The following is an 18,915-nucleotide window of genomic DNA, read 5'->3' as shown; positions in this document are numbered from 1 at the left end:
TCGCGCTTCACAGATCCCCCCTAGTCTCTCCACAGCGGGTCGACGGGTGGTCACTCAACGTCGCCCGCACTGGGGGTAATCGGGGATCTGGGGGGATCTTTTTGCTCACGTCCGTCTTCATCGCCGCCGTCTCACTGGCCCTGTTCTGGATGGCGGCGTTCACTTTGTGGTGGCAGATGCACGCGTGGCGTACGCCCGAGGTGCTGGCCTCCACCCGGTTCGGCAGACCGGACGGCGACGAACACCTGTCGTTCTCACTGCTGCTGCCCGCCCGGCACGAGCAGGCGGTGCTGGACCACACCATCCAGCGGCTGCTGGAATCCACGCACACCGACTTCGAGATCATCGTGATCGTCGGGCACGACGATCCGGAGACCACCGAGGTGGCCGAGAAGGCCGCCGCACGGGACCCGCGCGTCCGGGTCGTCGTCGACACCCACGAGAAGAAGAACAAGCCGAAGGCCATGAACACGGCGCTGCCGCACTGCCGCGGTGACGTCGTCGGGGTCTTCGACGCCGAGGACCAGGTCCACCCGGAGCTGCTCGCCCACGTCGACCACGCCTTCCGCACCACCGGCGCGGACGTCGTCCAGGGCGGGGTCCAGCTCATCAACTTCCACTCCAGCTGGTACAGCCTGCGCAACTGCCTGGAGTACTTCTTCTGGTTCCGCTCCCGGCTGCACCTGCACGCCCAGAAGGGGTTCATCCCGCTCGGCGGCAACACCGTGTTCGTGCGGACCGACGTCCTCAGGGAAGCGGACGGCTGGGACCCGAACTGCCTCGCCGAGGACTGCGACCTGGGGGTCCGGCTGTCCAGCGTCGGCAAGAAGGTCGTCGTCGCCTACGACTCCGACATGGTGACCAGGGAGGAGACCCCGGGTTCCCTCATGTCGCTGCTCAAGCAGCGCACCCGCTGGAACCAGGGCTTCCTGCAGGTGTACCGGAAGAAGGACTGGAAGCAACTCCCGGCACTCGGACAGCGGTTGCTCGCCCGGTACACCCTCATGACCCCGTTCATGCAGGCCTTCTCCGGCGTGATCATCCCGCTCAACGCGGCCGTCGCGCTCTTCCTCGACGTGCCCGTCGGGATCGCCTTCCTCACCTTCCTGCCGCTGGTCACCGCCGCCGTCACGTTCGTCTTCGAGGTGGTCGGGCTGCACGACTTCGGCACGCAGTACGGGCTGAAGGTCCGTCCCGTCCACTATGTGAAGCTCATCGTGGGCGGCCCCTTCTACCAGGTCCTCCTCGCCGGTGCCGCGATCCGCGCCGTCTGGCGCGAGCAACGCGGCCGCAACGACTGGGAGTTGACCACGCACGTCGGCGCACACCTCACCGCGGCCGAGCCCCTCCGAGAGGACGTTCCTGCGTGACCTCCACACTTCCCGCGGTGACCGTACCGAAGGTCCCCGCGCAGCGCCCACCTGTGCCGGAAGGCCGTTCGACCGGTCGGACGGACCCGCCGGTACGGCTCCGCTCCTCCCGCCCCGACCTGCTGCTCTGCGGCCTCCTGCTCACGGCGATCCTCGTCGTCCAGGGCTGGAACATCGCCGCCTACCCGACCCTCAGCGACGACGAGGGCACCTACCTCGCCCAGGCCTGGGCCGTCCAGCAGGGCCGGGGCCTCGCCCACTACACCTACTGGTACGACCACCCGCCGCTCGGCTGGATCCAGATAGCCCTGCTCAGCTGGATCCCCTCGGCCCTCAGCCCCGGCTCGATGACCGTCGGCACCATGCGGCTCACCATGCTGCTGGTCAGCGGCATCAGCGCGGTCCTCGTCTACGTCCTCGGCCGCCGGCTCTCCCTGCCCCGCTGGGCCGCCGGGCTCGGCATGGCGCTGTTCGGGCTGTCCCCGCTCGCGGTCGTCCTCAGCCGGGAGATCTTCCTCGACAACATCGCCGTGATGTGGCTGCTGCTGGCGTTCTGCCTGGCCGCCTCGCCCAGCCGCCACCTCTGGCACCACTTCGGCGCGGGCCTCGCCGCCGCCGCGGGCGTGCTCACCAAGGAGACGATGCTCGTCGTCCTGCCCGCCCTGCTCGTCACCATGTGGCGGCACGGCCACCGCGACACCCGCAAGTTCGCCCTCACCGGAGCCGTCACCGCCTGCGCCCTGACCGGCTTCTCCTACCCGCTGTTCGCCCTGCTCAAGGGCGAGCTGTTCCCGGGCGCCGGGCACGTCTCCCTGTGGGACGGCATCACCTACCAGATGTCCAGACCGGGCTCCGGATTCATCCTGGACCAGCACTCCGGCTCCTACGGCGTCCTGCACTCCTGGCTGTACTACGACCGCGTCCTGCCCCTCGGCGGCCTCGCCGCGGCCCTGCTCCTGCTGCTCACCCGGCGCTGGTCGGTCACCGCCCGCGCCCTCGCCGGACCGGCCCTGACCGTGGCGATCCTGGCCGCGGTGGCCCTGCGCCCGGGCGGCTATCTGCCCGCCATGTACATCATCGGCGCGCTGCCCTTCCTCGCCCTGGTCCTCGCGGGCGGCGCCGCCTCCGTCGCCCACGCGGTCCTCACCAGGTGGCGCGAGGAGGGCGAGCGGCGGTACCTCACCGGCGGCCGGTACGCGCTCGCCGCCGCCCTCGCCCTCGCCGCCGGCGCCTACGTCGTACCGCACTGGTACGACGGCGACCGCACCGCCGTCACCGCCGACGCCAACCGGTCCTACCGGCAGGCCTCCCACTGGCTCAGCACGGAGGTGGCGGACCCGAAGGACACCCGCGTGCTCGTCGACGACGCCCTCTGGCTGGACCTCGTGCACGCAGGATACCGGCCCGGGCTCGGCGCCGTCTGGTTCTACAAGGCCGACCTCGACCCGGCCGTCACCAGGACGATGCCGCACGGCTGGCGGGACATCGACTACGTCGTCGCCTCGCCGACCGTCCGCCGCGACGCCAAGGACCTGCCCAATGTGCGGGCCGCGATCCGGCACTCGACGCCGGTCGCCACCTTCGGCACCGGAGCCGACCGCATCGAGATCCGCCGGGTCCAGGCGGCGGGGGGCACCCGATGAGCGAGTACACCGCGCCGGTCTCCGGTCTTGACGCCACCGAGGTGCCGGAACCGGGCGCCGTCACCGTCGTCGTACCGACCTTCAACGAGTCCGCGAACATCCGGCAGCTGCTGCACCGGATCACCGAGTCGGTGCCGGCGCGGCTGCCCTGCGAGGTCCTCTTCGTGGACGACTCCACCGACGACACCCCCGAGGTGATCCGCGCGGCCGCACAGGACTGCCCGTTCCCGGTGGCCGTGGTGCACCGTGAGAAACCCGTCGGCGGGCTCGGCGGGGCGGTCGTCGAAGGGCTGAGGGCGGCGACCTCCGAGTGGATCGTCGTCATGGACGGCGACTGCCAGCATCCGCCGTCGCTGATACCGGAGTTGGTGGCCACGGGGGAGCGGACGAACGCCGGGCTCGTCGTCGCCTCCCGGTACATCGAGGGCGGCAGCCGGGCCGGGCTCGCCGGTGGCTACCGGGTGGCCGTCTCGCGCGGCGCGACCTGGCTCGCCAAGGCTCTCTTCCCGCGCCGGCTGCGCGGCATCAGCGACCCGATGAGCGGCTTCTTCGCCATCCGGCGCAGCGCGGTCACGCCGGACGTGCTCCAACCGCTCGGCTACAAGATCCTCCTCGAACTGGCCGTCCGCAGCCGCCCCCGGCAGGTCGCCGAGGTGCCGTTCGTCTTCCAGGACCGGTTCGCCGGCGAGTCCAAGTCCACCGCCAAGGAGGGCTTCCGCTTCCTGCGCCACCTGGCGGGCCTGCGCACCGCCTCCCCGGCCGCCCGGATGGTCGGCTTCGGCCTGATCGGCGCCAGCGGCTTCGCACCGAACCTCCTCGGGCTGTGGGCACTGACCGCGCCAGGAGTGCACTACCTGACGGCCGAGATCCTCGCCAACCAGCTCGGGGTCGCCTGGAACTTCCTGCTCATCGAACAGCTGCTGTTCCGCGACCGGCGGGCACACCGCCGCATGTGGGACCGGCTCGGCCGGTTCGCGCTGCTCGCCAACGCCGACCTGGTGCTGCGGATCCCGCTGATCGCCCTGCTCGTCGGCCGGTTCGGGATGGGCGCCCTGCCGGCCACCGCGCTCGCGCTGGTCATGACGTTCGTCCTGCGCTTCGTCGGTACCGAGGCGCTGGTCTACCTCCCCCGCCGCCGGGGGAGCCGAGCAAGGAGAGCCGTGTGAGGACCACGTATCGAAGACGCCGCAGACGGACCGCGCTGGCCGGGGTGGGCGCCCTGACCGCCGGTCTGCTTCTGACCGCGCCCCAGCCGGCCGAGGCCGCCAACCTGATCAAGAACCCCGGCTTCGAGACCGCCGGCAGCGACGGCATGCCGTACTGCTGGGAGAAATCCGGCTGGGGCGACAACGACTTCACCTTCGAGACGACGTCGGACGCGCACTCCGGGGCCAGGGCCATGAAGGTCACGCTGACCCGCCGCGTCTCCGGCGACCGCAAGGCGATGATCACCGAGTCGACGGACTGCGCGCCGGGCGTGACCGCCGGAAAGCAGTACGACCTCGGGCTCTGGTACAAGACGACGACCCCGGACGCCAACATCACCCTCTTCCGGTACGACACCACCGCCGGCTGGCAGTACTGGACCGACCTGAAGACCCTCGGCATGGCGTCGGCCTGGACGCAGGCCACCGTCCGCACCCCGGAGGTCCCGGCCGGCACCGACCGCATCACCTGGGGCGTCTCCGTCTACGGCACCGGCTCGGCGACCACCGACGACTACACCATGGACCAGGTCCCGGACCCGCTTCCGCCCGCCCCGTGCACAGGCACGAACGACCAGTGCGCGAACGGCAGTTGGTCGGTGCTTCCGACACAGAACCCGGTCCGCTCCATGCACTCCGTCGTGCTGAACAACGGCAAGGTGCTGCTGATCGCCGGCTCCGGCAACAGCGAGGAGAACTTCAACGCGGGCACGTTCACCAGCGCGGTGTACGACCCGGCCAACGGCACCTACAAGGTCATCCCCACCCCGAAGGACATGTTCTGCGCGGGCCATGTCCAGCTGCAGGACGGCCGGGTGCTGGTGCTGAGCGGCAACAAGGCGTACCCGGTCGCGGGCGGGCACGGCTACGAGGGGTTCAAGGACTCGTACGTCTTCGACCCGAAGACCGAGACCTACAGCAAGACCAACGACCTGAACGACGGCCACTGGTACCCGTCGGCGACCGAGCTCGGCAACGGTGACGTCATCTCCTTCGGCGGACTCCGCGAGGACTCCACCGGCTCGGTGACCGCCGAGAAGTTCAGTTACGCGCAGAACCAGTGGCTGCCGCTGTGGCAGGTCAACCAGACCTGGTCGTACTGGGGCCTGTACCCGGCGATGATCCTCATGCAGGACGGCCGCCTCTTCTACACGGGCAGCCATGTCTTCGGCAACAACATCCCCGGCACCGGCTCGGCGGTCTACGACTACGGCGCCAACACGATCACCCAGATCCCCGGCCTGCAGAACAAGGACGAGCGCGACCAGTCGGCGTCCGTCCTGCTGCCCCCGGCGCAGGACCAGCGGGTGCTGACGATCGGCGGCGGCAACATCGACTCCAACCCGGACGCGAACCGCCTCACCGACCTGATCGACCTCAAGCAGGCCAACCCGTCGTACGTCGCCGGGCCGCCGATCCCGCAGGGCACCGTCGACCTCGGAGGCGGGCCCCGGCCGGAGACCGGCAATCAGGGCAAGATGTACGTCTCGGCGGTCCTGCTGCCCGACGGCAAGGTGCTGGAGACGGGCGGCGCCCTGCACAACCGGGCCGACCCGGTGTACGAGTCCTCGCTCTACGACCCGGACACGAACGCCTTCGACCCGGTCGCGGCCGACCCCGAGTCCCGCGGCTACCACTCCTCGGCGTTCCTGCTCCCCGACGGCCGTGTGATGGCGACGGGCGACAACCCGGGCAACGGCAGCTGGAACCACAACGTGTCCATCTACACCCCGCCCTACCTCTACAAGGGCACCCGCCCCACGATCACCTCCGTGATCAACCAGGAGTGGAAGTACGGCGACACCCAGCGGATCACCGTCGACCGCCCCATCGCCAAGGCGGAACTCATCCGCCCGGCCGCGGTCACGCACTCCTCCGACCCGAACCAGCGGTTCGTGGACCTGCCCCTGTCGGTGGACGGCGACAACGTCGACGTGAACGTGACGAACAACCCGAACGTCGCCCCGCCCGGCTGGTACATGCTCTTCGCGGTCGACGCGAACGGGGTGCCGTCGGCGGCGAAGTGGGTCCATCTGACCGGCCCCTCGGCCCTCACCGCCGCCTCCCCGCACGTCCACGCCTTCGCCGACTCCCTGTCCGGCAAGGTGTCGGGCCCGGGCAGGAAGAGGACCTCACAGCAGGTCAGCCCGGCCATCTCCGGCTGCGACCGGCACTACGGCTCGGCCAACGTGTGCGTGCCGACGGTGTTCCCGCCCGAGGTGAGGAGGACGGCGGCCGCACGGTGTGCCTGGCTCAAGGAGAACAACTACGGCCGCCTGAAGGTCAACGGCACGGACGACCCCCTGGGCTTGGACCGGAACCGGGACGGGGTGGCGTGCGGGAAGGGGGACGTCAGGCGCCGGAGCTGAGGACCAGCAGGACGAGCAGGACCTGGGCGCTCCACTGGAGCACCACGGCCCAGGTCCGCCCGCCGGTCCACCGGCGTCGCGGCCACACGAGGGCCGCGACGCCGGCGCCGACGGCCGTGATGAGACAGCCGGCGGTGAGCGCCCCCGGAATCGGGCGGCACTCGTTGTACTCGAAGCACCGGGTGCCCTGTTCGGTGGCCAGAGTGGCGATCGCCGCCGCGAGCACGCTCGGGACGAGCAGGACCAGGCCCCAGGCCGACCACCGGGTCAGAGCGCGGCCGGGAGCCGGCGGTCGCACGGAGTTCGCTGTCGTCATGCCCTCAGCCAACCCGCCCGGCCCGGCCCCGGAAATCTGGGCGCGTACTCAGTGCCCCTGGGTACGCATGCTCAACGCCCGCTCCACGACCGCCTCCAGCTGGCCGTGGTGCGCGCCCTTCCAGTACGCGCGGCCGCACTCCGTGCACTGGGCGAAGACGTCGTAGGAGCGCTGGGTGCCGTGCTTGAGCTGGTCGGCGACCTCGGCCTTCGTGGCCTGTTTCAGCAGGCCGTTGCAGGCGGTGCAGCGGGTCCAGGGGTTCAGGTCCGGGGCGAAGCGGTCGAGGACGTCGCGCAGCTGGTCGTCGGGGCGGGTGCTGTAGACGAACGCGCCGGCCCAGAGTTCGCGGCGGCGCAGCAGGCCCCGGTCGCGGCTCAGCATCACCCGCTTCTGCGACGCCGAGCGCGCGGCCAGCGCCGCGTCGCCGATGTCCGTCGACTCGTACGCCGTGTCCACGCCGAGCAGGCGCAGGCGGCGGGCGAGCGTGCCCAGGTGGACGTCGAGGAGGAAGCGGAGCGGGGCACCGGGGACCCGCTGGGGGCGGTCGACGGGGCGTACCCGCACCGTCTCGCCCGCCCGCGGGATGTGCGACACCGGCACCTCGCGGCCGTCCACCTCCAGCGCGCCGACCTCGGTCAGCGGGACGCCGAGGGACTCGATGACATGGCCGAGCGTCGAGACACCGTCCGTGCCGAGCGGCGTGGCGCCGGTGCGGCGGGCGGCCGGCACGAACAGATGGAGCGCGGGGGCGACTTCGACGTGGATCTCGGGTCCGTTCACCCCGTCAGCATCGCACGCCGGACCGCCGTGACCTCAGTGGTTTTCCCTGGGCAGGCCGCGCTCCAGGACGTCGAGGGCACGCTCCATCAGCTCGCTGAGGTCGCCCTGCTGGTCGTTCTCGCCCCAGTACCGGATGACCTCCATGAGCCCGCCGATGAGCGACATGGCGTAGACCCGCACCTCGAGACTCTCCGGATCGAGGCCGGTGCGGTCCGCGACGACCTGGCGGAGCAGGACGCCGGTGCTCGCCATGCTCTCGGACATCCGGCTGCGGACGGCCGGTACCTCGACCCCGAGGCGCACGCGCAACCGGGTCACCTCGGGGTCCTCGGCCGGCGACAGGTCGAGCGCCCGGTGCATGACGTACCGCAGGGACTGGATCAGCGGTTCGTCGGCCGGGCGTGCCCGCAGCTCCTCGGCCATCATCAGGTCGTACTCGTCCGTGAGGACGATGTCCTCCTTGGTCGGGAAGTACCGGAAGACGGTCGACGGCGACACCTCGGCCCGCTCGGCGATCTGGTCGATCGTGGTGGCGTCGTACCCCTGCTCCCGGACCAGTGCGTACGTCGCCGCGCGGATCGCCTCCCGGGTCTTGATCTTCTTGCGTTCCCGCAGGCCGAGGCGGGGCCGGTCGGCGGGGGAGGTGCTGGGGGTGCGTGCGGCCGTCATGCCGGTCATTGTCAGGCACGAAAGACGGCCACGGCTCGGATGAGCCGTGGCCGTGGGGGCGGAAGGGGCTTACGCGTGCTGGTAGGCCACCAGCGAGATGCCGACGTAGTGGACGACGAACGCGGCGAGGGTGAAGGAGTGGAAGACCTCGTGGAAGCCGAACCAGCGCGGTGACGGGTTCGGGCGCTTGATGCCGTAGACCACGCCACCGGCGCTGTAGAGCAGGCCTCCGACGATCACCAGGACCAGGACCGCTATGCCGCCGGTACGCATGAAGTCGGGCAGGAAGAACACGGCCGCCCAGCCCATCGCGATGTAGCAGGGCGTATAGAGCCACCGTGGGGCGCCGACCCAGAAGACGCGGAAGACGATGCCGGCCGCGGCGGCGGCCCAGATGCCCCACAGCAGCCACTGGCCCTTGGCCCCGGGCAGGAGCAGCAGGGTCAGCGGGGTGTAGGTGCCCGCGATGATCAGGAAGATGTTGGCGTGATCCAGGCGGCGCAGGACGCCGTCCATCCGGGGGCTCCAGTTGCCCCGGTGGTACAGCGCGCTGACGCCGAAGAGCAGGCAGGCCGTCAGGACGTAGATGCCGCACGCGATCCGGCCTCTGGTGGAGTCGGCGAGGGCGGTGAGCACGAGGCCCGCGATGAGTACGGCCGGGAACATACCGAGGTGCAGCCAGCCGCGGAGCCTGGGCTTGACCTGTTGCGGCAGTGAGAGCGCGGGACCGCGGGCGGGGGCCGGCGTGTCCGTGGGCGCGTCGGGGACGGACGCAGTCATGGGCGGCATGGTACCTACGGCGCCGTAAGTCGGGTGTCAGGGAGGTCTTGGTTGATCGAACGCAAAAAGACCTTCAGGTGACGCAAACCTGGACGTAAAGGGAACGCAAACAGGCCTGGAAACCGTGGTCTTCCTCACTTCGCTCACCTGTGAGGTCCCCTGGACAGATGCGCACTCTGGGCGGATGATCAAATGAGTGCGGTCGGCACCGGATGAGCATCCCGTGAAGCATCCGGGTCGCAGCCCCCACGGGGCAACAGGACAAAATCCCTCACCAGGGTATAAATCCCTCACTTAGGAGCAACCGTGGCGCGCGACAACTCGGCTACCAGCGTTCCCACCAACCACCAGGCACTGATCTCCTGGGTCAACGAGATCGCCGAACTCACGCAGCCGGACGACGTGGTCTGGTGTGACGGCTCCGAGGCCGAGTACGACCGGCTGTGCGAGGAGCTGGTCGCGAAGGGCACCTTCAAGAAGCTCGACCCGATCAAGCGCCCCAACTCCTACTACGCGGCCTCCGACCCGACCGACGTCGCGCGCGTCGAGGACCGCACCTTCATCTGCTCCGAGAAGGAGGAGGACGCCGGCCCCACCAACCACTGGAAGGCCCCCGCCGAGATGCGGGAGATCTTCAGCGGCGAGAAGGGCCTGTTCCGGGGCTCCATGCGGGGCCGCACCATGTACGTCGTCCCGTTCTGCATGGGCCCGCTCGGCTCCCCGCTGTCCGCGATCGGCGTGGAGATCACCGACTCCGCCTACGTCGCCGTCTCGATGCGCACGATGACGCGCATGGGCCAGGCCGTCCTGGACGAGCTCGGTGACAACGGCTTCTTCGTGAAGGCCGTCCACTCCCTCGGCGCCCCGCTGGAGCAGGGCCAGGAGGACGTTCCGTGGCCGTGCAACTCCACCAAGTACATCTCGCACTTCCCCGAGTCGCGCGAGATCTGGTCCTACGGCTCCGGCTACGGCGGCAACGCCCTGCTCGGCAAGAAGTGCTACGCGCTGCGTATCGCCTCCGTCATGGCGCGTGACGAGGGCTGGCTGGCCGAGCACATGCTGATCCTCAAGCTCACCCCGCCGCAGGGCGAGTCCAAGTACGTCGCCGCCGCCTTCCCGAGCGCCTGCGGCAAGACCAACCTCGCCATGCTGGAGCCCATGATCTCCGGCTGGACCGTGGAGACCATCGGCGACGACATCGCCTGGATGCGCTTCGGCGAGGACGGCCGCCTGTACGCGATCAACCCCGAGGCCGGCTTCTTCGGCGTCGCGCCCGGCACCGGCGAGCACACCAACGCCAACGCGATGAAGACCCTGTGGGGCAACTCGGTCTTCACCAACGTCGCCCTCACCGACGACGGCGACGTGTGGTGGGAGGGCATGACGGAGGAGACCCCGGCCCACCTCACGGACTGGAAGGGCCGCGACTGGACCCCGGACTCCGCCGAGCCCGCCGCGCACCCCAACGCCCGCTTCACCACCCCCGCCTCCCAGTGCCCGATCATCGCGCCGGAGTGGGAGGACCCCAAGGGCGTGCCGATCTCGGCGATCCTCTTCGGCGGCCGCCGCGCCTCCGCGGTGCCGCTGGTGACGGAGTCCTTCGACTGGAACCACGGCGTGTTCCTCGGCGCCAACGTCGCCTCCGAGAAGACCGCCGCCGCCGAGGGCAAGGTCGGCGAGCTGCGCCGCGACCCGTTCGCGATGCTGCCGTTCTGCGGCTACAACATGGGCGACTACATGGCCCACTGGATCGACGTGGCCAAGGACAAGGACCAGTCCAAGCTGCCGAAGATCTACTACGTCAACTGGTTCCGCAAGAACGACGAGGGCAGGTTCGTCTGGCCCGGCTTCGGCGAGAACTCCCGCGTCCTGAAGTGGATCGTGGAGCGCCTGGACGGCAAGGCCGAGGGCGTCGAGACCCCGATCGGCGTGCTGCCGACCAAGACGGCCCTCGACACCAAGGGCCTGGAACTCTCCGACTCCGACCTGGACTTCCTGCTCACGGTCGACAAGGACGTCTGGCGCGAGGAGGCCGCCCTGGTCCCCGAGCACCTGGGCACCTTCGGTGACCACACCCCGAAGGAACTGTGGGACCAGTACCACGCGCTGGTGGAGCGCCTGGGCTGAGGCCCGCACCTCGGAAGAGATCCCGAAAGACTCCACGGCCGGCCGCCGTGCCCTGACCAGCGATCGTCACGGCCGGCCGTGGTGACATACCGGCGAGGCCCGCACAACGGCGTGGGGGCTCTGGGCCTGTCGTCACGTTCCCGCTCGCCCGCGGGAGCAGGACGGCAGGCCTTCGCCCGTGTACTGCAACGCGCCCCGAAGGGGCGCGGGGAACTGCGCGAGAACCACGCACGGCCGACAGCCGCCGGACGACACAGGCTCCCGCGGCGAAACGCGGCCCGCCCCACCGCACCGACGACACGCCCCGCACCCCGAGAAGTCGGCCGGAGCGAACGCAGTGTCATGGCGCCCGGTCCGCGCGTCGCTGCGGGTGCACGCGGACCGGGGCCGTCGAGGGGACCCCGGGCAGGGGTCAGTGGGTGGAGCTGAGTTCCTTCGGATCGGATCCCGCGTCGGCGTGCGCGTCCATCCGCTCGGCCGCGAGGATGGCCGCCGCGGTGTCGGCGCGCGACGCGGCGACCACGAGCGCGCGTCCGGCCAGGGCGTGCGCACGCCGGTGCAGCGCCGCGGGATCGCCGGTCGCGGACGGCGTCGCCCGCAGCGGAGAGCGCCCTCCTCGGAGCCGGGCCACCTGCTCGGCGAGCCGCTCACCGGCGGTCTCCAGGTCGGCCGACGGAGTCAGCCCGCGCAGCTCGTCCGTCACGGCGAGCAGCGCGGCGAGGTGGCCGGCGAGCTGGATGTCGAGCTCCTCCTCGCGCGAGCGGTGGGGGAAGTCGGAGGCGGTGCCGGCCATCGTGCTGTGGACCGACTTGCTGCGGATCGGTTCGTACATGGGGGATGGCCTCCTGTGCTCTGACAGGAAGCCATCCTAGCTTGGATTTCGTCTAAAGTTGAGTCGAGTCACGGAAAGGAGTCCCCGGGACTCTCTCCGCTACGGCTGGCTGTAGCCGTCCAGGAAGTTGCCGATCCGGGTGATCGCGTCCCGGAGGTCGCCGACCGACGGCAGGGTCACCACCCGGAAGTGATCCGGCTCGGGCCAGTTGAAGCCCGTGCCCTGGACGACCATGATCTTCTCCTGGCGCAGCAGGTCCAGGACCATCTGCCGGTCGTCCTTGATCTTGAAGGCCTGGGGGTCGAGCCGCGGGAAGAGGTACAGCGCGCCCTTGGGGCGGACGCAGCTGACGCCCGGGATCTGCGTCAGCAGCTCGTACGCCGTGTCCACCTGCTCCTTCAGCCGCCCGCCCGGCAGCACCAGGTCCTTGATCGACTGGCGTCCGCTGAGCGCGGCGACCACCCCGTGCTGTCCCGGCATGTTGGCGCACAGTCGCATGTTCGCCAGGATCGTCAGGCCCTCGATGTAGGAGTCGGCGTGCGCGCGCGGCCCGGAGATCGACATCCACCCCACCCGGTACCCGGCCACCCGGTAGGCCTTCGACATGCCGTTGAAGGTGAGGGTGAGCAGATCGGGGGCGATCTTGGCGGTCGGGGTGTGCGTGGCGCCGTCGTAGAGGATCTTGTCGTAGATCTCGTCGGAGCAGACGAGGAGGTTGTGCCGCCGGGCGATGTCCGTGAGCCCCTTGAGCATGGCCTCGTCGTAGACGGCCCCCGTCGGGTTGTTGGGGTTGATGATGACGATGGCCTTGGTGCGGTCGGTGACCTTGCGCTCGACATCGGCGAGGTCGGGCATCCAGTCCGACTGCTCGTCGCAGCGGTAGTGCACCGCCGTACCGCCGGACAGGGAGACGGCGGCGGTCCACAGCGGGTAGTCCGGGGCGGGTACGAGCACCTCGTCCCCGTCGTCCAGCAGGCCCTGCATCGCCATCACGATCAGCTCGGAGACGCCGTTGCCGATGAAGACGTGCTCGACGTCCGTCTCGATGCCGATCGTCTGGTTGTGCATGACGACGGCGCGGCGGGCGGCCAGCAGGCCCTTGGCGTCGCCGTAGCCGTGCGCCGTGGAGACGTTGCGGAGGATGTCCTCCAGGATCTCCGGGGGGCACTCGAAGCCGAAGGCGGCCGGGTTGCCCGTGTTGAGCTTGAGGATGCGGTGGCCCGCCGCCTCAAGCCGCATGGCCTCCTCGAGAACCGGGCCCCGGATCTCGTAACAGACGTTGGCGAGCTTGGTCGACTGGATCACCTGCATGACGTGAGCTTACGGCCCGGTAATGCCTCATGGGTCGTGTTTTCCGACACGTGAGACACATCGGTTTGCCCCGATATCTCCATCGGCTGTCTCGGCGGTCACCCGCGTCCCTAGAATGCGGTGCCGCCGGGCGCCGGATCCCGCACGGCGACGGAAGTGGGGCGGGGAGGTACACAGGGATGGGGATGGACGGCGGACACAGACCGGACGGCGGCGGGACACCGGGTCCCGCCTCCCGGCACGGCTCCGACGCGGCCGCCACACAGCCGCTCCCGGCACCGCCGGCCGGCCCTTCGGCGCACCCCTTCCCGACTGCCCCGACGCCGGACCCGGGGCACCCCCGGTCGTTCCCGGACGCCCGGCCCCACCCGGGACACGAGCGAGGGCCGGATGCGGCTCCGGCCCCGGTTCCGCCGCAGGCGGGTCACGCGTCCCCCGGCTCGCCGCCGCCCAACGTGTACCTCCCGCAGTCGGTCTCTGCTCCGGCGTACGACGAGTACGCCGACCCCGCGGCCGCCCACGGCTGGCAGAACGCCTTCGACCGGACCCGCGAGCTGCCCACGGTCCCGGCGGCGGCCGAGCCGGGCGCGCCCGTCGGGGGGCGCGCCGCGCGGCGGCGTCAGCAACGGCGGCAGCCGAGCGGCCGCCGCCGGGTGGTGCTCGTCGCCGGGGCGCTGGGGGCGGCCGGCGCCGTCGCGGTGATCGCCGCTCTGGCGGGCGGCTCGGACTCCCCCGCCCCGGACGGGTCCGGTCCGGCCGTCGGCACGTCCGCCACCGCGAGCCCCGGCACGGACACCGGCTCCGCGGCCCAGGGCACGTCGACGGCGGCCGGCGGCTCCCCCTCGTCCTCGCCGTCCCCCTCGTCCCCCTCCCCGGACGTCCAGGCGTCCCAGAGCCAGGGCCGGGGCCGGGCGACCGGCGGCCCGACCGCCTCGGCGTCCGCTCCGGCCCCCACGACGTCCCAGGCGCCCGCACCCACGGCGACCACGGCCGCCCCGACCACCTCCGGGCCCGCCTTCCCCGGCGGCCAGGGGCACGGTCACGGAGCCACGAAACACCCGCACTGACCGGCGAAGATCACTTTCTCGCCCGCCACGGTCCAGTCCGGGCCGCTCGGCCTGTCGGTGAGCCGTGCCGACACGCCGACGGGCGAGGACTGCCCGCATGACCGAGCAGCCCCACCTCTCCCCGTCTCGGCAACCGGTGCCCCACTCCGACGTGCTCGCCTCCGACGAGGACCGCGAGCGGGCCGTCGAGCGGGTCCGGGCCGCCGTGGCGGACGGCCGGCTGGTGCTGAGCGGGCGGGACGACCGGCCGGACCGGGTCCACGGCGCCCGTACTCTCGGCGAGCCGGCGGAGGCCGCGTGTGGACTGCCCGAGCCCGGGCCCAGGGACTCCCTGGGTCTCGCCCTGTTCGGGGCCGTCGTCACCAAACCCCCGGACCGGTAACGGAGTTGCTCGGGCCGGGAGGCACAGGGAAACCCCTATGACCTGAGCGGGCTTCTTGTTCCCGTCCCCCTCGTGCACTGATGATGTGCATGACAAGCGAGCGGGCGGCCGGAGGACTTCGGTCGCCCAAGTCGTCAGAGGGGACCCCCACATGAACAAGCCTCTCCTTGCCGCGCTCTCCTCCCTGGCCATAGCCGGGCTGGGCGCGACCCCCGCGGTCGCCGCGCCGCACACCACCACTGCCGCCAAGCCCAAGGCCACCGTCAACTTCGCCGGCACCGTCGCGCTCAGCAACTGCTCCGGCTCCGTCATCCGCTTCCCCAACTCCGCCGACAGCGACCCGGCGCTCGTGCTCACCAACGGGCACTGCCTGGAGACCGGCTTCCCGGACCCCGGCCAGGTCATCACCGGCCAGTCCTCCAGCCGTACCTTCGGTCTGCTGAACGCCTCCGGCAGCAGGGTCGCCACCCTCCGCGCCAACCAGGTCGTCTACTCGACCATGACCGACACGGACGTCACGATCTACCGGCTGACCACCACGTACGCGCAGATCAAGAGCGCCTACGGCATCAGCCCGCTCACCGTGAACGACACCCACCCCACCGCCGGCACCGCCATCAAGGTCGTCTCCGGCTACTGGAAGCGCACCTACAGCTGCAGCATCGACGGCTTCGTGTACCGGCTGAAGGAGGGCGACTGGACCTGGAAGGACTCGGTCCGCTACACCTCCTCCTGCAACACCATCGGCGGCACCTCGGGCTCCCCGGTGATCGACACCACCACCGGCAAGGTCGTCGCCGTCAACAACACGGGCAACGAGGACGGCGAGACCTGCACGGAGAACAACCCGTGCGAGGTCGACGAGAGCGGCAATGTCACCATCCACCAGGGCATCAACTACGCCGAGGAGACCTACCAGATCCCCGCCTGCTTCACCACGGGCAACAAGCTGGACCTCGGTGCGGCCGGCTGCGTCCTGCCCAAGCCGTAACGGTCACACGGGCGTACGGCGGACGGACCGGCCCGCGAGCACGTCCGTCCGCTTCCCGTCCTCGATGACGAACCGGCCGTCGACCAGGACGTACGGGATACCGGTCGGCAGCGTGCGGGGCTCGGCGAACGTCGCGCCGGGCGCCACCGTCTCCGGGTCGAACAGCACCAGGTCGGCCCGGTACCCCTCGCGCACCAGCCCCCGGTCCGGCAGCCGCAGCCGGGCCGCGGGCCGGGACGTGAGATGGGCGACGCACTCCTCCAGCGACAGGATCCCCAACTCCCGTACGTAGTGGCCGAGATAGCGCGGGAAAGTGCCGTAGGCGCGCGGATGCGGCTTGTCACCCCGCAGGATGCCGTCCGAGCCGCCGGTGTGGGTGCGGTGCCGCATGATCGTGCGGACGTTGTCCTCGTGGCCGACGTGCTGGAGGATCGTCGTACCGAGCCGGTCCTCGACCAGCAGCCGGCGGGCGGTGTCCCACGGGGCTTCACCGCGCACGGCGGCCGACTCCCGTACGGTACGGCCCACGTGCTCTGCGAGCGCCGGGTCGCCGACCCCGGCGATCTCGATCGTCTCCCACTCCACGGGCACGCCGTGACAGCCGTCCGAGCCGGTCACCTCCAGGTCGTGCCGGATCCGCGCGGCCGTCGCCGGGTCGCCGAGCCGCGCCAGGACCTCCTCCGGGCCGCCTTCGCTCGCCCAGCTCGGCAGCAGCGCGGCCAGGGTGGTGCAGCCGGGGGTGTAGGGATAGGTGTCGAGGGTGATGTCCGCGCCGGCGTCCAGCGCCTGGTCCAGCAGGGCCAGCAGCTCCGGCGCGCGGCCCTCGTTGACGCCGAAGTTCATGGTGGCGTGGGCCAGATGGAGCGGACACCCGGCGTCCCGCGTCAGGGCGACCATCTCGGCGTACGCCTGCAGGGCGCCCGCGCCGTAGGAGCGGTGGTGCGGGCAGTAGTAGCCGCCGTACGACGCCACCACCCGGCACAGCTCGGTCAGTTCGGCGTCGGGGGCGTACATGCCCGGCGTGTACGTCAGCCCGGAGGACAGCCCGACCGCACCCTGCTCCATGCCCTCCGCGACCAACTGCCGCATCCGGTCCAGCTCTTCGGGCGTCGCCTCCCGGTCCTCCCAGCCGACGGCGAGCGCCCGGACCGTGCCCTGGGGGATGAGGTAGGCGGCGTTCACGGCGATGCCCCGATCGAGCCGGTCCAGGTACTCACCGACCGACCTCCAGTCGAAGTCGAGGTCGTCGCCGTACCCGTTCCACCCGGTGATCGCCCGCCGCACCTCCTGAAGCGTGCGGTCGTCGACGGGCGCGTACGACAGCCCGTCCTGCCCGAGGACCTCCAGCGTGACCCCCTGCGCGGCCTTCGCGCTGTGGTCGGGGTCGCGCAGCAGGGCCAGGTCGGAGTGGGCGTGCATGTCGATGAAGCCGGGGGAGAGGACCAGGCCCTCCGCGTCCAGCTCCCGCACGGCACGCGGACGCTGGCAGCCGGCCGCGGCGGCCTCCTTGACGAGGGAGACGATCCGGCCGCCGTCGATCACCACATCGGCCCGGTACGACGGTTCGCCGCTGCCGTCGACGACGTCGGCGTCCCGGATGACGAGTTGCTCCACGGCCGGTGCCTCCTCCCGAGGTCCACGAGCGAGGGTCTAGAAGAACGTACGGATGTACTCGACGACCGTCCCGTCGGCCTCGACCACCGGGATCAGCTGCCACTTGTCGAACGACGTGCACGGGTGGGACAGGCCGAGCCCGATCCAGTCGCCGACCTCGACGTCCGCGCCCGGCTCCGTGCGCAGCCAGGCGTGCTGGTCGGACAGGCCGGTCACCGTGATGCCGTCCGCCGGGCGCTCGGCACCGTTCCGGCGTACCACCTGGGCGGTCGGCAGGTCCAGGTCGTGGGCCGCGTCGCGCTTGCCCGCGTCGGCGAAGGCCTGCTGCGGGGTCGGCCGGGAGACGACCTGCGCCCACAGCCGGAAGGCGGGCTCCAGGGCCCCCTCCTCGGGGACGCGGGTGAAGGGGGTGAGCCTGCGGTAGTGCCCGTCGTCGTGCGAGACGTACGCCCCCGAGCGCAGCAGCTTCAGCACGGGCAGGGACAGCTCGGGGATCTCCTCGAACACGTCGGCCACCGCGTCGAACCAGGCGCTGCCGCCCGCGCTCACCACGATCTCCTCCGCGTCCTTGAGGTGTCCGGCCCTGTCGAGGCCGGCGGCCAGCGCGACCAGCCGCCGCAGATACGACCGCACCCGCTCCGGATCGGCCTGCGGCACCTCGCCCTCGTAACCGGCGACGCCCACGAGCCGCAGCGTCCGGGTACGGCCCACGGCACCGGCCACCGCGAGGGCCTCGGCCTCCGTGCGCACCCCGGTGCGCGCACCCTCGCCGGCGCCGAGCTCCACGACGACGTCGACGGGCCGCGCGGAGCCCTCCAGGGCCGCGTCCATCAGCTCGACGCCGCGCACGGAGTCGACGTAGCAGACGAGCCGGAAGTCCGGGTCGGCGGCGAGTTCCGCGGCGATCCACCGCAGCGCCGGGGCGTCGACCAGCTCATTGGCGAGGAAGACCCGCTGGACGCCGAACGCCCGGGCGACCCGCACCTGGTGGGGGACCGCCAGCGTGATGCCCCAGGCGCCGTGCTCGATCTGGCGCTGGAAGAGCTGCGGGGCCATGGAGGTCTTGCCGTGCGGGGCGAAGGCCAGACCGTGCCGGGCGGCGTACGTCTCCATGAGCGCCAGGTTGTGCGCGAGCCGCTCCGCCGAGAGGACGAGCAGGGGAGTGGTGAAGCCGCCGCTTCCGGGTTCTTCCGAGAAGAGGTTGCGGCGCTGGGCGGTCAGCTCGCCGACGGTGAGGCCGTCGGCGTCCGGGGGGAGGCCCTTGAAGCGGTGGTCGACGCGTTCCTCGGCCAGCCGGGCGAGCGCTTCACTGCTGCTCATGGAGCCCCTCTCTCGACGCGTTGCACTCTCTGCAACGGTCATTGCGTGTGTTGCTGCTTGGTGTCTAGCATCTCGCCGACGCCGGGTCAACGGAGCCGTACCCGGGTATCGGATCAGGAGTCATCATCAAGGACGCTGC

General features: G+C 71.0%; 16 protein-coding genes. 8 read left to right on the top strand and 8 right to left on the bottom strand.

The window, feature by feature from the left end; translation table 11 throughout:
* Positions 1-101 precede the first annotated feature (101 nt).
* The 4 genes from FB563_RS09260 to FB563_RS09245 are packed head-to-tail and all read left to right on the top strand — an operon-like array spanning position 102 to position 6,587.
* Complete coding sequence (locus FB563_RS09260; protein WP_055707244.1) at positions 102-1,370, top strand: glycosyltransferase; 1,269 nt, start codon at positions 102-104, stop codon at positions 1,368-1,370.
* A complete protein-coding gene (locus tag FB563_RS09255; protein ID WP_055707245.1) occupies positions 1,367-3,013 on the top strand; it encodes an ArnT family glycosyltransferase in 1,647 nt (548 codons plus the stop codon). The genes FB563_RS09260 and FB563_RS09255 overlap by 4 nt, the downstream gene beginning before the upstream one ends.
* The gene (locus tag FB563_RS09250) at positions 3,010-4,179 is read left to right on the top strand and encodes a glycosyltransferase (protein ID WP_055707246.1); all 1,170 of its coding nucleotides are present in this window, start codon (positions 3,010-3,012) and stop codon (positions 4,177-4,179) included. The genes FB563_RS09255 and FB563_RS09250 overlap by 4 nt, the downstream gene beginning before the upstream one ends.
* Positions 4,176-6,587, top strand: coding sequence for a galactose oxidase early set domain-containing protein (locus FB563_RS09245; RefSeq protein ID WP_055707247.1), 2,412 nt, complete (start codon positions 4,176-4,178; stop codon positions 6,585-6,587). Before FB563_RS09250 ends, FB563_RS09245 begins: the two co-directional genes overlap by 4 nt.
* On the opposite strand, the gene FB563_RS09240 is transcribed toward FB563_RS09245, so the two are convergent.
* From FB563_RS09240 to trhA, 4 genes are all read right to left on the bottom strand, one after another.
* A complete protein-coding gene (locus FB563_RS09240) occupies positions 6,571-6,903 on the bottom strand; it encodes a hypothetical protein (protein WP_055707248.1) in 333 nt (110 codons plus the stop codon). The genes FB563_RS09245 and FB563_RS09240 overlap by 17 nt on opposite strands.
* 48 nt (positions 6,904-6,951) lie before the next feature.
* Positions 6,952-7,683 (bottom strand): Mut7-C RNAse domain-containing protein, encoded by a 732-nt coding sequence (locus tag FB563_RS09235; RefSeq protein ID WP_055707249.1) that lies wholly within the window; start codon positions 7,681-7,683, stop codon positions 6,952-6,954.
* Between the two features lie 33 nt (positions 7,684-7,716).
* Complete coding sequence (locus tag FB563_RS09230; RefSeq protein ID WP_079048865.1) at positions 7,717-8,352, bottom strand: TetR/AcrR family transcriptional regulator; 636 nt, start codon at positions 8,350-8,352, stop codon at positions 7,717-7,719.
* Between the two features lie 69 nt (positions 8,353-8,421).
* Positions 8,422-9,132, bottom strand: coding sequence for a PAQR family membrane homeostasis protein TrhA (gene trhA, locus FB563_RS09225; protein ID WP_055707251.1), 711 nt, complete (start codon positions 9,130-9,132; stop codon positions 8,422-8,424).
* A gap of 306 nt (positions 9,133-9,438) precedes the next feature.
* Here trhA and FB563_RS09220 point away from each other — a divergent pair, with 306 nt between their 5' ends.
* Positions 9,439-11,259: a phosphoenolpyruvate carboxykinase (GTP) gene (locus FB563_RS09220; protein WP_055707252.1), complete on the top strand. Its 1,821-nt coding sequence runs from the start codon at positions 9,439-9,441 to the stop codon at positions 11,257-11,259.
* A gap of 412 nt (positions 11,260-11,671) precedes the next feature.
* Here FB563_RS09220 and FB563_RS09215 read toward each other — a convergent pair whose 3' ends face one another.
* Positions 11,672-12,091 carry an SCO4983 family protein gene (locus FB563_RS09215; protein ID WP_055707253.1) on the bottom strand — a complete coding sequence of 140 codons (420 nt, stop codon included), beginning with the start codon at positions 12,089-12,091 and terminating at the stop codon, positions 11,672-11,674.
* A gap of 99 nt (positions 12,092-12,190) precedes the next feature.
* A complete protein-coding gene (locus tag FB563_RS09210; RefSeq protein WP_055707254.1) occupies positions 12,191-13,402 on the bottom strand; it encodes a pyridoxal phosphate-dependent aminotransferase in 1,212 nt (403 codons plus the stop codon).
* Positions 13,403-13,857: 455 nt separating this feature from the next.
* Here FB563_RS09210 and FB563_RS09205 point away from each other — a divergent pair, with 455 nt between their 5' ends.
* The 3 genes from FB563_RS09205 to FB563_RS09195 all read left to right on the top strand — a co-directional run bounded on the left by FB563_RS09205 (position 13,858) and on the right by FB563_RS09195 (position 15,842).
* Complete coding sequence (locus FB563_RS09205) at positions 13,858-14,469, top strand: hypothetical protein (protein WP_055707255.1); 612 nt, start codon at positions 13,858-13,860, stop codon at positions 14,467-14,469.
* 97 nt (positions 14,470-14,566) lie between these two features.
* Positions 14,567-14,851: a DUF1707 SHOCT-like domain-containing protein gene (locus FB563_RS09200; RefSeq protein ID WP_055707256.1), complete on the top strand. Its 285-nt coding sequence runs from the start codon at positions 14,567-14,569 to the stop codon at positions 14,849-14,851.
* A 151-nt stretch (positions 14,852-15,002) separates the two neighbouring features.
* Positions 15,003-15,842 (top strand): trypsin-like serine peptidase, encoded by an 840-nt coding sequence (locus FB563_RS09195; protein ID WP_055707257.1) that lies wholly within the window; start codon positions 15,003-15,005, stop codon positions 15,840-15,842.
* Positions 15,843-15,845: 3 nt separating this feature from the next.
* Here the strand turns inward: FB563_RS09195 and FB563_RS09190 are convergent, their stop codons facing one another.
* On the bottom strand, positions 15,846-17,456 hold the full coding sequence (locus FB563_RS09190; protein ID WP_055707258.1) for an N-acyl-D-amino-acid deacylase family protein: 1,611 nt from the start codon (positions 17,454-17,456) through the stop codon (positions 15,846-15,848).
* A gap of 36 nt (positions 17,457-17,492) precedes the next feature.
* Positions 17,493-18,776, bottom strand: a complete 1,284-nt coding sequence (locus FB563_RS09185; protein ID WP_055707259.1) for an amino acid deaminase — start codon at positions 18,774-18,776, stop codon at positions 17,493-17,495.
* Between the last annotated feature and the right edge of the window lie 139 nt (positions 18,777-18,915).

It is taken from the genome of Streptomyces puniciscabiei, assembly GCF_006715785.1.
GTDB lineage: Bacteria > Actinomycetota > Actinomycetes > Streptomycetales > Streptomycetaceae > Streptomyces > Streptomyces puniciscabiei.
Note: the sequence above shows the minus strand (reverse complement) of the source record. Positions and strands in the feature narration are given on the sequence as shown.

Excerpts from the sequence above, each read along its gene's own strand:
- FB563_RS09210 (WP_055707254.1), bottom strand. The coding sequence starts at position 13,402 with ATGCAGGTGATCCAGTCGACCAAGCTCGCCAACGTCTGTTACGAGATC.
- FB563_RS09195 (WP_055707257.1), top strand. The coding sequence starts at position 15,003 with ATGAACAAGCCTCTCCTTGCCGCGCTCTCCTCCCTGGCCATAGCCGGG.
- FB563_RS09200 (WP_055707256.1), top strand. The coding sequence starts at position 14,567 with ATGACCGAGCAGCCCCACCTCTCCCCGTCTCGGCAACCGGTGCCCCAC.
- FB563_RS09240 (WP_055707248.1), bottom strand. The coding sequence starts at position 6,903 with ATGACGACAGCGAACTCCGTGCGACCGCCGGCTCCCGGCCGCGCTCTG.
- FB563_RS09185 (WP_055707259.1), bottom strand. The coding sequence starts at position 18,776 with ATGAGCAGCAGTGAAGCGCTCGCCCGGCTGGCCGAGGAACGCGTCGAC.
- FB563_RS09230 (WP_079048865.1), bottom strand. The coding sequence starts at position 8,352 with ATGACGGCCGCACGCACCCCCAGCACCTCCCCCGCCGACCGGCCCCGC.
- FB563_RS09215 (WP_055707253.1), bottom strand. The coding sequence starts at position 12,091 with ATGTACGAACCGATCCGCAGCAAGTCGGTCCACAGCACGATGGCCGGC.
- FB563_RS09250 (WP_055707246.1), top strand. The coding sequence starts at position 3,010 with ATGAGCGAGTACACCGCGCCGGTCTCCGGTCTTGACGCCACCGAGGTG.
- trhA (WP_055707251.1), bottom strand. The coding sequence starts at position 9,132 with ATGACTGCGTCCGTCCCCGACGCGCCCACGGACACGCCGGCCCCCGCC.